The organism is Aminiphilus sp. (assembly GCF_029975095.1).
Lineage (GTDB): Bacteria > Synergistota > Synergistia > Synergistales > Aminiphilaceae > Aminiphilus.
Genome location: NZ_JARKPW010000070.1, coordinates 1 through 11326 on the forward strand (window position 1 = coordinate 1; position 11326 = coordinate 11326).

Below are 11326 nucleotides of genomic sequence, written 5' to 3' on the forward strand. Positions count from 1 at the left end.
TTCCCCGTGGAGCAGTTCGCCGAGGCCTCGGGGATTCTCGCAACGCAGGGGCGAGACGTCCTGCAGTACGGCACCACCGAGGGGTACGATCCTCTCAAGGAGTTCATCGCCACATGGACGGAACCCCGTATGGGGAGAAAAACGGACCCAGCCTCGGAAATCCTCATCACCAGCGGCTCCACCCAGGTCGTGGACCTGCTGAACTGGGCACTCGTGAACCCCGGGGACTGCATCGTCACCGAAGATCCGACATTTCTCGGATCGACGCTGAATATGCACAACCACAGCGCGGAAATTCTCACCGTTCCCTGCGACAGCGAAGGAATGAGAACGGACATTCTGGCGGAACGTCTCGAACAAGCCCGTCGGGAAGGCAAGACGGTGAAGTACATCTATTCCATTGTGAACTTCCACAATCCTCTCGGGTGCACGCTTTCGACGGAGAGACGACGCAAACTCCTCGACCTGGCCTACGCGTACGACATTCCTGTCCTTGAGGACGATCCTTACGGCTATGTCCGTTTCGACGGGGAGCACCTTCCCTCTCTCTTCTCCATGGACGACCGGGGTATCGTGCTCTTCGCCTGTTCCTTCTCGAAGGTCCTCGCACCGGGCACACGCATCGGCTGGTGCACGGGCAACAAGGAGATCATCCGTAAAATGGCGGTGTTCAAGCAGGGCGTGGATGTCTGCACCAGCGTCGTGGCCCAGGCCATGGTTTACGAATACTGCCGCCTCGGCCATCTGGAGAGCTTCCTTCCGCGGATCATCGACCATTACCGGAAAAAACGGGACGCAATGGAAGAAGCGTTCCGTCGCTACCTCCCCCTTGAAGAAGTCTCCTGGGTGAAACCTCAGGGAGGGTTCTTCTACTGGATGGAAACGCCCCGCATCGAGGCGAGAAAGCTCTTCGAGAAGGCCGTCGAGAACAATGTGGCCTTCGTGCTGGGCGAACCCTTCTATCCCAACGGGGGCGGGCTCCACAATTTCCGCATGTGCTACACCTTTGCGTCCCCCGAGCAGATCGACGAGGGATGCCGTCGCCTCGGCACCGCCATGAAAGAATTGCTGCGCTGACAAAACGCTTTCCGACTCTTTCCAGTCCTGACGATACCCACCGGCTCGGGCCGACAACCCGTGCCGCACACAGTTCCGGCATAGGCACCGGTTCCGACGCGGAAGAATCCGCCGGTGGGTTCGAAAGACAGCACGATCATACGGGAGGTACATCGATCATGTCTGTTTCCGTGTTCCCCACACCCGCAACACCCTCCGAATTCACGTCGGAGGCTCTCGGCATCGCCCTTTTCGAGGAGGATCTTTCCCGCCTCGAAGAACTGGGAAGCCCCCTGGCGCCCCTTCTCACCGAGGCTGCGGAACTCCATCGCTTCTCCGGCAAAAAGGAACAGGCATTTTCCCTGCCGCTTCCGTCTTCCCTGGGGATCGCCGCCATCCGCCGGATCTACGTGGCGGGCATGGGCCCCTCCGCCAAGGCGACTTGTGATTCCTGGCGCTTCGCCGCTGCGGGAATCGCAAAAAGCGCCGCCAGGGACAAGGTGACCGACCTGCTGCTCTGGAGCCCCGGCGCACTCGAACCTCCCTGCGGCATTCCGAAGGGCACCGCCACCAAAGCACTTGTCGAGGGAACGCTTCTGGGAAACGACCGGGGCACCTCGTTCCGCACCAAAAAGGAGGACGACGACAACGGAGAAGCGTCGCTCGCACGCCTTTCCGTCGCCGGAGGCACCGAAGAAGACCTGACCGCGGGACGCCTGTTCGCGGAGGCCCAGCTCTACGCACGCCATCTCGCGAATGAACCGGGCAACATGGTGAACCCCTCGGTCCTCGCCGAGCGGGCCCAGGCGCTCGCCCTGGCGGAAGGACTCGAATGCACCGTCCACGACGACGCGGCGATCCGCGAAATGGGCATGGAAGGGCTCTGGTCCGTCGGCAAGGGGTCCAAGACGCCGCCCCGCCTCATTCATCTCGTGTACCGCCCCGGCGGAACACCCCGAAAAAAGGTGGTCCTCGTCGGCAAGGGGCTCACCTTCGACAGCGGCGGTCTAAACATCAAGACGGAAGGGCACATGCGCACCATGAAAGGCGACAAGAGCGGCGCCTGCGTCGTTCTTGGAGCCATGCAGGCCGTGGCGCGTCTCCATCCCGACCTGGAAGTGCACGCCCTCGTGGGCGCCGCGGAAAACATGCCCGACGGCGGCTCCTACCGCCCCGACGACGTGTTGCGTGCGAAAAACGGAAAAACCATCGAGATCGACAACACCGACGCGGAAGGACGCGTCACTCTTGCGGACGTCCTCTGTTTCGCCTCGGAGCTCGCTCCTTCGGTGATCATCGACGTGGCCACCCTCACGGGTTCCTGCGTGGTGGCCCTCGGCGAGTACACGGCGGGGCTCTTCTCCAATTCCGACGAACTGGCGGAACGCGTCTACACCAAGGGGAAAGAGGCGGGCGAGCGTTTCTGGAGACTGCCCCTCGACGACGAGCGCCTGCGCAAGAAGATCTCCTCGCCCATCGCGGATGTGGTGAACTCCGGCGGCCGCTACGGCGGCGCCATCACCGCCGCCATGTTCCTTCAGGAATTCGTTGCGGAGGGGATCGACTGGGCGCACCTGGACATCGCCGGTGTGGACAATTACAAGGAACCCTACGGCTACTACGGCAAGGGAGCCACCGGCTTCGGCGTGCGAACCCTTCTGGAAGTACTCCGGTCTCTCTAGCCGGAGACGGCACGTTACGGACGCTTCGGGGAGAATGCGAACATGACGGACAGCGAAACATCCCGCGACGGGAACACCGTACCCCGAACTCCGCCGGACGCGTTTTCCCCTGAAGAACGCGGCGATGGTGCGAAAGAAAGCACCATCGCCGCCATCGCCACCGCACCCGGAGAGGCGGGCATCGCCATCGTCCGCCTCTCCGGGCCGGAGGCCGGAGCACTCGCCCTGGCCCGATTCACCCCGTTTTCCGGCACGAAGGAAACCATTTTCCCTCGCACGTTTCGCCTCGGCGTGTTTCAGGACAGCACAGGTCAGCCTCTCGACCAAGTGCTCTTCGTCCTCTTCGCCGCCCCTCGGAGCTACACCGGCGAGGAAGTGGCGGAACTTCACTGCCACGGAGGCACCCTCGCGGCAAAGCTCGTCCTGGCCGAACTCTTCACTTTGGGCGCCCGTCCTGCGGAACCCGGTGAATTCACCCGCCGGGCCTTTTTGAACGGGCGTATCGACCTCGCCCAGGCAGAAGCCGTTCTCTCGGTGATTCGCGCCCGGAGCGACGCGGCACTTCGAGCCGGCGTCCGTACACTCCAGGGGCGTTTTTCCTCGCGGCTCAAGCCCCTTCACGACAGCATTCTCCGTCTTTCCGCGCTCCTCGAAGCCTCACTGGATTTCCCCGAGGAAGAGCTCCCCGAGTGCACAAACGAGGGTGTGCTCCGGGAACTGTCGGCGCTCTCCGAGGCATTATCCCGCATCTATGAGCGCAGCCGCCAGGGGAATCTTCTCCGTGAGGGCGTTCGCGTAGCCCTGGTGGGGCGTCCGAACGTAGGAAAATCCTCGCTTCTCAACGCTTTTCTTCAGGAATCGCGAGCCATCGTGACCGCTGTTCCGGGGACGACCAGGGACATCATCGAGGAAGTTCTCACCCACAAGGGCGTGCCGCTGCGCCTTCTGGACACGGCAGGTATCCGGACTCCCGAAGGCCCCGTGGAGGCCCTGGGTATCGACCGGGCGAACCGCGCCTTCGAAGAAGCCGACATCCGGCTCTGGGTGGTGGACGGAAGCGAACCTCTGACCCGAGACGACGAGGAGCTCGCCTCCCGACTGGCGCCACGCCCCCACCTGGTAGCGATCAACAAAGCGGACCTTCCGCTCAGGACGGACCCGGAGAAGATACGCACCCTTCTGCGGGAGAGCACGATCGTCATCCTTTCCGCCGAACGCGGAGAGGGTGTCGAAGAGCTGAAGGACGCCATCGTGCAGCTCTGGGGAAACGATGCTTCCGACGACGAGGCGCACAACGTCTCCTCCAGGCAGGTGGAGGAGCTCCGCCTCGCCCTAGACGCCCTCTCCGCGGCGAAAGGCGCGCTTTCCTCCGGCCTGGGGCAGGACGCAGCGGCCACGGCCCTCGCCGAAGCCCGGGGCTGTCTGGAGCGGATCCTTGGCCTTTCCTGGGACGACACGCTTCTCGACGCGATCTTCAGCCAGTTTTGCATCGGGAAATGACCGTCCGGCATACCACGGCCCCCTCGCGCCGTGCGCTCTCTTCTCAACCGCGCCACGCTCCGCCGTCGCTCCATCTCCCCACGGCCATCGAGGCGACCGGTACGCTTTCTCCCGGCGACCCCGTTCATTCTCTGCCGCACTCGCTTTTCTTGCCATGAAGAAAGCGTGAAACCTGCTCTTTTGAACCAGGACACGCGGGACCGGGATCGCCGTCTCCGGAGAGACGGCGCCGCAGCGCCGGAAGGACGTCCGGGCTCAACGAACGCAACTTTGCAACCATTAACGTGTGACAGAGCGGAGATCTCGCCAGATCTCATGCGTTACAGAAACGATGCGCCCCCGGGCATCATGAAGTTCCTCTTCCTGGAACTCATGCTCTGGGGGAAAGAAAGGGGCTTCCGCTGGTTCAATCTCGGAATGGCCCCCCTTTCCGGGCTGGAGGATCGCCGTCTCGCTCCGTTCTGACATCGCCTGGGAACCTTTGTTTTCCGGCACGGGGAGCATTTCTGTAATTTCCAGGGACTCCGGCAGTACAAGGAGAAGTTCGACCCATACTGGGAACCCCGCTACCTCGCCTATCCGGGGCGTCTTTCCCTCCCCGCCGTCCTCACCGACGTGGCCTCTCTCGTGGCAGGCGGATTCAAGGGCATTTTCATGGAATGAACTTCCCCGCCCACGCACGACCGGGATACCCCGGAGCGACGGGAACCGCGGAGAGAAATTGCCCTCTGTGCGGCCCCCGTCGCCGGCTTCTTCACGTTTCAGGCGGATGTTCCTCGAAAGACACCCAGGCTGAGGTATTTGTCCCCCCGATCTGGAGAAAGAGTGACCACCACGTCCTCCGGGGAAAAGAGCCGGGCGATACACCGCGCCGCCGTTACGTTCGCGCCAGTGGAGACGCCGGAGAAGAGTCCGAACTTTTCCGCAAGCCAGCGAGTGGTTTCGAAGGCCTCTTCGGTGGATACGGGAAGAATCTCGTCCACCACATCCCTGTCGAAATTACGAGGCACGAACCCGGCCCCGATCCCCTGAATCCGGTGAGGTCCAGGCTTTCCTCCACCGAGAACCGGACTTTCCGAGGGTTCCACCGCCACGACACGCACCTGGGGATACACGGCCTTGAGCGCACGTCCCGCACCGGAAAGAGTTCCCCCCGTTCCGACTCCGGCGACGAACGCCCGGAGATGCGCACCCCTGAGAGTCGTCAGGATCTCCGGACCCGTGGTGACCTGATGTGCCCAGGGGTTTCCTGGGTTCGAAAACTGGTCCGGCAGTAGCCCTCCCGGAATTTCCTGGAGCAGCTCCTGCGCTCTTCGCACCGCACCTCCCATCCCCTCCGCCGCGGGAGTGAGGATGAGATCCGCCCCTAAGGCCGCCAATACGGCCCGTCGTTCCAGGGACATGGACTCGGGCATGGTGAAAATCACGCGAAGCCCAAGCGCCCGTCCCAGCATGGCGAGGGAGATACCGGTATTTCCCGATGTGGGCTCCACCAGCACCGTTTCCGCGGAGAGCTTTCCTTCCGCCTCGGCGTAGCGGAGCATCCCCCAGGCGGCGCGATCCTTCACGGATCCTCCCGGATTGTTACCCTCCAGCTTCACGAAAATCGTCGCACCCCCTTCCGAAGGCAACCTCAAGAACGGTGTCTCTCCTATCCGCGACACAATCACGGCATCATCAACACGAAACATTCTCACGCAACTCCTCTCGTATCCGACTCTGCCGACTCCTCCAGCTCTTTGAGCCTTTCGTGGAGCCGTCGGTACTCCTCCTCCAACGCATTGAGGCGCTCCAGAAGCATTCTCGGATTCCACAGAACTCTCCCGCGCTGTTTGATTGCAAAGGCGGGGAAGCCCACCACGGTCGTCTCGGGGGGAACGTCTTCCACAACCACCGCCCCGGCTCCGATCCGTGCCCCCCTGCCCACGGTGATGTCTCCCAAAATTTTCGCGCCGCTACCGAGAAAGGCTCCCCCCTCCACGGTGGGATGGCGTTTCGCCCCGGCCTCGTTTCCCCGGGCACCGAGGGTGACTCCCTGGTAGATGGTCACACCGTCGCCGACACGAGCGGTCTCGCCAATGACCACACCCATGCCGTGATCGATGAACACCCCTCTTCCGATCTCCGCTCCGGGGTGGATTTCGATGCCCGTGAACCAGCGCATCACCAGGGAGAGAAAGCGGGGAAGAACGGGCAGCCGCATTCTCCTGTGGAGAAAATGAAACAGCCGGTGGCCACAAATCGCCCAAAAGCCGGGCGTGCAGAGCACGATCTCGAAAAAACCCCGGAGTCCCGGCGGAATGGAGGGGTCCATTCGTCGTACGGAACGATAATCTTCTCTCAACGTCGTCAACACGGCATCTTCCTCCTTGCTCTTTCCGAACACAAAAAATCGGGGGTTCTCCGCAGCTGCGGCAGAACCCCCGATTTTGACCATTCCAACGGGATCTTGCGCTATGACACGTTCTCTTTCGGTTTTTCCGCAGCACCACTATAGGCCGCCGCGGAGAAAAACCCGCGGTGGGAAACTAGACGTCTCTCCACCGACAACAACAGAAAACGTTCGCCGACAGAAGCATGATCCGCAAGACCTCCTTCAAACATCGCTCCACAAAGAGAAAAATAAATTGTCGCCATTGTAGCGGTTTTCTCGATTCCGTCAAGCCCTCGACCCGTCTGACGCACACAAACCCGCACGCCGGACAGGCAAGAGCACGCCGATGACGGAATCGGGAAGCGCTCCGGAGTCTCGGGCATACAACATCAATGGAAAGAAACATTTCCCAAGGACGTTCTCGGGAGAACGCCCTCTCCTCGTGGTCATGCCCTATGCGGCAATCGTCAGTCCTTCTCTTCCTCCGCCTGGGCCTGGTATTCGGCGACAACTTTCTTCGTCACTTCCGCAGGCGCCTCCTCGTAGTGGGAGAAAGCCATGGTGAAATTACCCCGCCCGGAGGTCATGGAGCGAAGGACGATGGCATAACGGAACATTTCCCCCATGGGGACCTGGGCTTTCACGACCTGAAGACGTCCCTTGGAGTCGATACCCATGATGCGCCCTCTCCGGCTGTTCATGTCCCCCATGACATCCCCCAGGTACTCCTCGGGCACAACCACTTCCACGTTCATGATGGGCTCCAGCAGGATGGGAGAGGCGCTCTTCATGGCTTCCTTGAACGCGAGAGACGCGGCGATCTTGAAGGCCATTTCCGAGGAATCCACATCGTGGTAGGAGCCGAACACGAGGGATGCCCGCACGTCCACCATGGGATATCCCGCCAGATATCCCTTCGGAAGGGCCTCGCGCAGTCCTTTTTCAACCGCGGGGATATAGGACTTGGGAACGACGCCTCCGACGACCTTGTCCAGGAATTCGAATCCGGCCCCGCGCTCCAACGGCTCGAACTCGATATGCGCGTCGCCGTACTGTCCCCGGCCTCCCGTCTGTTTCTTGTATTTTCCCTGTGCCTTGGCCTTCTTCTTGATGGTCTCCCGGTAGGGAACCCGGGGCGTACGGGTCTCAAGCTCCACACCGTACCGCTCCTTGATTCTGGAGAGCATGATGTCCAGATGCAGGTCGCCCATGCCGGAAAGGACATTGTCGTTCGTCTCCGGATCCTTCCGGTAAGAGAGCGTGGCATCCTCTTCGAGCATTCGGTGCAGTGACGTGGCGAGCTTGTCCTCGTCGGCCCGGCTCTTGGGCAGGACGGCTACGCTGTAGACCGGAAGCGGGAACTGAATGGGGGGGAAAGTGAGGGCACATCCTTTGACGGCGAGCGTGTTGCCCACCACGGTACTGTGAAGTTTCGGAATCGCCAGGATGTCTCCCACCACGATGTCCTTGGTGTCCTTGCCCTCCTTGCCGCACATGAGCTTGAAGGCGCTGATGCGTTCTTCCTCTCCTTTATTCACGTTGTAGATAGGCTGATCGGAGGTGAGTGCCCCGGCAAAGACGCGGAGAAAAGAGAGTTTCCCCACGTAGGGGTCAACCATGACCTTGAAGCAAAGTGCCATGAAGGGACTCTTCGGATCGGGAGAAACCAGGACTTCCTCCTCGCCCTTCAGAGCAGGACGAGGAGCCGTTTCGAGAGGCGAGGGAAGGACGTCCGCCAGGATGTCGAGGAATTGGTAGATGCCGACGTTGACACTGCTGTCGCCGGGGATCACCGGAAAAAGGCGCCGCTCGCGAACGGACTTGCGCAGCGCGGGAACGAGTTCCTCCATGCCGATCTGGTCTCCGTCGAGGTAGCGCATCATCAACTCGTCGTCCGCCTCGACGATGCACTCCACAAGGGATTCCCGGGCGGCGGCGACCGCATCGGTCATGTCGGCGGGCAGAGGCCCCTCGCTCATGTCCTTGCTTCCATCCCCCTTGTAGAGATAGGCTTTTCCGGAGAGAAGGTCCACCACGCCCTTGAAGGCCGCCTCCTTCCCGATAGGGAGGAAGAGGGGCATGGCGCGCTCCGTCATGTACTGGCGGATCTCGCCGAGAGACCGCTCGAAATCCGCGTTTTCCCGTGCCATTTTGCTCAGGAAGAAAACGACGGGGATGTTGAAATCCTCCGAGAATTCCCAGGCTTTTTCGGTCTGGACCTCCACGCCGTGCACACCGCTCACTACCATGACCGCCGCGTCGGCAACGCGCATGGAACTGCGCATGTCGCCGATGAAGTCCGCATAGCCCGGCGCATCAAGCAGATACAGGGTCTTGCCCTTGTACGGCAGGGTCGCCACCGATGCATTGATGGAGATCTGGCGCTTCTGTTCCTCGGAGCTGAAATCGCTGACGGTGTTACCGTCCTCGATCTTCCCCATACGGGTCGTCACGCCGGCGTCGAACAACGCAACCTCGGTAAGCGTCGTCTTACCCGATCCTCCATGTCCGACAACGACGACAGCCCTGATATCCTCGGGTTTTCGCGTCCCCATACGTCCATTCCTCCTCGTTGCAACATTTTGGTCACCTTCAGCACACGCACACAACCACATGTATGCCTGCGGCAAGGTTACCACAGCGCTACAGGTATGTTACGTCCCCGAACAAACTCCGTCAATGCGACATACCCGAGCCATTGCGACAGCGCCGTCTCCGCCTGTCTCCCTCGAAAGGCGGAAACCAGGCAAAGCGGTCACTACTCCCCGCGAAGCATGTCCTCAAGAAGTTGCAGCACGCTCTCCGGATTCGCCTGCCCCCGGGCTTTCCGCATGACAAGCCCCTGGAGAAATTTGATCTTCTTGCCCTTGACGTCGCCTCCGGAACGGATCTCCGCGATCACATCGGCGTTCTCTTCCAGGACGGACCGCAGAAGGTCCTTCAGGGCATTCTCTCCGAGATTTCCCGAGGCGATGCCGCACCGCCGGGAAGCCTCTTCGAAGGAGAGGTTCGCTTTGCGCATCGCATCAAACACCTCTCGCGCCGCCGTCACGGACAACTCACGGCGCTCCACCGCAGCGAGAAGCGATGCCAGTTCCGCCGCCGCGACGGGAAATGCGGCCATGCCGCCTCCCATTTCATTGAGAGCACGGAGCACTTCCGTGCGAATCCAGTTGGCCGCACGGGAAGGGGTAACTCCGGCACCAACAAGGGCATCGAAGTATTCCGCCAGGCACCGGTCCTCCAGAAAAACGCCCACATCGTCGCCGGAAAGACCGAAGGTAGAAGCATAGCGCTCCCGTCGCATCCAGGGTAACTCGGGAAGAGCCGCTGCAATGGACGTCACCCAAGATTCCTCGAAGAAGAGCGGCGGAAGATCCGGATCCGGGAAGTAGCGATAGTCGTGGGCCTCCTCCTTACTCCGTGAGGAACGAGTGTGCCCCGAAACATCGTCCCAGTGGCGCGTTTCCTGAAACACTGTCTCTCCCTTTTCCAGAACGGCGGTCTGGCGGACAATCTCGAAATCGAGAGCGCGCTCCAAGGCACGGAGAGAGTTCATGTTCTTGATCTCCACCTTGCTTCCCCAGCGCCCGTCGGAACATTTCACGGAAATGTTCGCATCAACCCGAAGCGACCCCGATTCCATGTCTCCGTCGGACACATCCAGACAGCGCACGAGGCGGCGGAGTTCCGCCACATATTCGCGGGCCTCCCGGGGAGTACGAATGTCCGGCTCGGAGACGATCTCCATGAGCGGGATACCCGCCCGGTTGTAATCCGCCAGGGAATGGCCCGCTCCGGAAAGCCTGCCGTCGCCGCAGGCATGCACGAGTTTCCCCGCATCCTCCTCCATGTGCACCCTCGTGATGCGGATTCGGTGCACATCCCCGTCCGTTCGGACGTCCAGGAAACCGCCCAGGCCGAGAGGAAGGTCATACTGACTGATCTGATACGCCTTGGGAAGGTCAGGATAGAAGTAGTTCTTCCTGTGGAAACGGGTCCCTCGCTGCACGGAACATCCCAGCGCGAGGGCGGTGCGGAGGGTGAACTCCACGGCCCTCGCATTCGGCACGGGCAGCGTCCCGGGAAGGCCGAGGCAGACGGGACAGACGTTCGAATTGGGAACGGCCCCGATGTACCCGGTGGGACAAGCGCAGAACAGCTTCGTCGCCGTGGCGAGCTGCACATGGATCTCAAGACCGATCACAGGTGTGTAGGAACAGGTCACGACCGCTCACCTCCCTTGAAGTGCGTCTTCGTCTCGAGAGGAGCAATCCGTGGTGTGCCGAAACGGGACTCGAGCACGGCAGCGATTCCGAGGAGCTGCTGCTCGCTCCATGCCTTTCCCACGAGCTGCACGCTCAGAGGAAGGCCGTTTTTGGCGTACCCCGTGCAGAGGGAGAGCCCGGGCAACCCCGCGAGGTTTACGGGAAGAGTGAAGACGTCCGTCAGATACATGCGAATGGGGTCATCCACCAGTTCGCCCCTGTGGAAGGGAAGACAGGGCGACGTGGGAAGGAGAATTGCATCCACTCCGGAGAAAACCTCCGCAAATTCCTGCACGATGCGGCGCCGGACCTTCTGGGCGGTCAGGTAGTAGGCATCGTAATATCCGGAACTCAGCACATAGGTGCCGGTGAGGATCCGCCGCTTCACCTCCTTGCCGAATCCAGCGCCTCGGGTCCGGAAATATTGCTCCAGCAGCGTGTCTCCT

At 61.4% G+C, this 11326-nt stretch carries 8 protein-coding genes and 1 pseudogene; 4 read left to right on the top strand and 5 right to left on the bottom strand.

Features of this window, described 5'->3' with window-relative positions:
- From Q1K49_RS04430 to Q1K49_RS04445, 4 genes and pseudogenes are all read left to right on the top strand, one after another.
- On the top strand, positions 1-1077 hold a 1077-nt coding region (locus Q1K49_RS04430), incomplete at its 5' end, for a PLP-dependent aminotransferase family protein (protein ID WP_300523258.1).
- Positions 1078-1235: 158 nt separating this feature from the next.
- Positions 1236-2738, top strand: coding sequence for a leucyl aminopeptidase (locus Q1K49_RS04435; RefSeq protein ID WP_300523260.1), 1503 nt, complete (start codon positions 1236-1238; stop codon positions 2736-2738).
- Between the two features lie 42 nt (positions 2739-2780).
- Entirely contained in the window at positions 2781-4238 is a 1458-nt protein-coding gene (gene mnmE / locus Q1K49_RS04440) for a tRNA uridine-5-carboxymethylaminomethyl(34) synthesis GTPase MnmE (protein ID WP_300523263.1), read from the top strand.
- 165 nt (positions 4239-4403) lie between these two features.
- A pseudogene (locus Q1K49_RS04445) lies at positions 4404-4901 on the top strand (phosphatidylglycerol lysyltransferase domain-containing protein).
- Positions 4902-4999: 98 nt separating this feature from the next.
- On the opposite strand, the gene cysK reads toward Q1K49_RS04445, so the two are convergent.
- From cysK to Q1K49_RS04470, 5 genes are all read right to left on the bottom strand, one after another.
- Positions 5000-5929, bottom strand: coding sequence for a cysteine synthase A (gene cysK, locus Q1K49_RS04450; RefSeq protein WP_300523266.1), 930 nt, complete (start codon positions 5927-5929; stop codon positions 5000-5002).
- 2 nt (positions 5930-5931) lie between these two features.
- Complete coding sequence (epsC, locus tag Q1K49_RS04455) at positions 5932-6594, bottom strand: serine O-acetyltransferase EpsC (protein WP_300523269.1); 663 nt, start codon at positions 6592-6594, stop codon at positions 5932-5934.
- A 485-nt stretch (positions 6595-7079) separates the two neighbouring features.
- On the bottom strand, positions 7080-9167 hold the full coding sequence (gene fusA / locus Q1K49_RS04460; RefSeq protein WP_300523271.1) for an elongation factor G: 2088 nt from the start codon (positions 9165-9167) through the stop codon (positions 7080-7082).
- A 203-nt stretch (positions 9168-9370) separates the two neighbouring features.
- Entirely contained in the window at positions 9371-10840 is a 1470-nt protein-coding gene (gatB, locus tag Q1K49_RS04465; RefSeq protein ID WP_300523273.1) for an Asp-tRNA(Asn)/Glu-tRNA(Gln) amidotransferase subunit GatB, read from the bottom strand.
- On the bottom strand, positions 10837-11326 hold a 490-nt coding region (locus tag Q1K49_RS04470), incomplete at its 5' end, for an amidase family protein (RefSeq protein WP_300523274.1). The genes gatB and Q1K49_RS04470, both read right to left, overlap by 4 nt.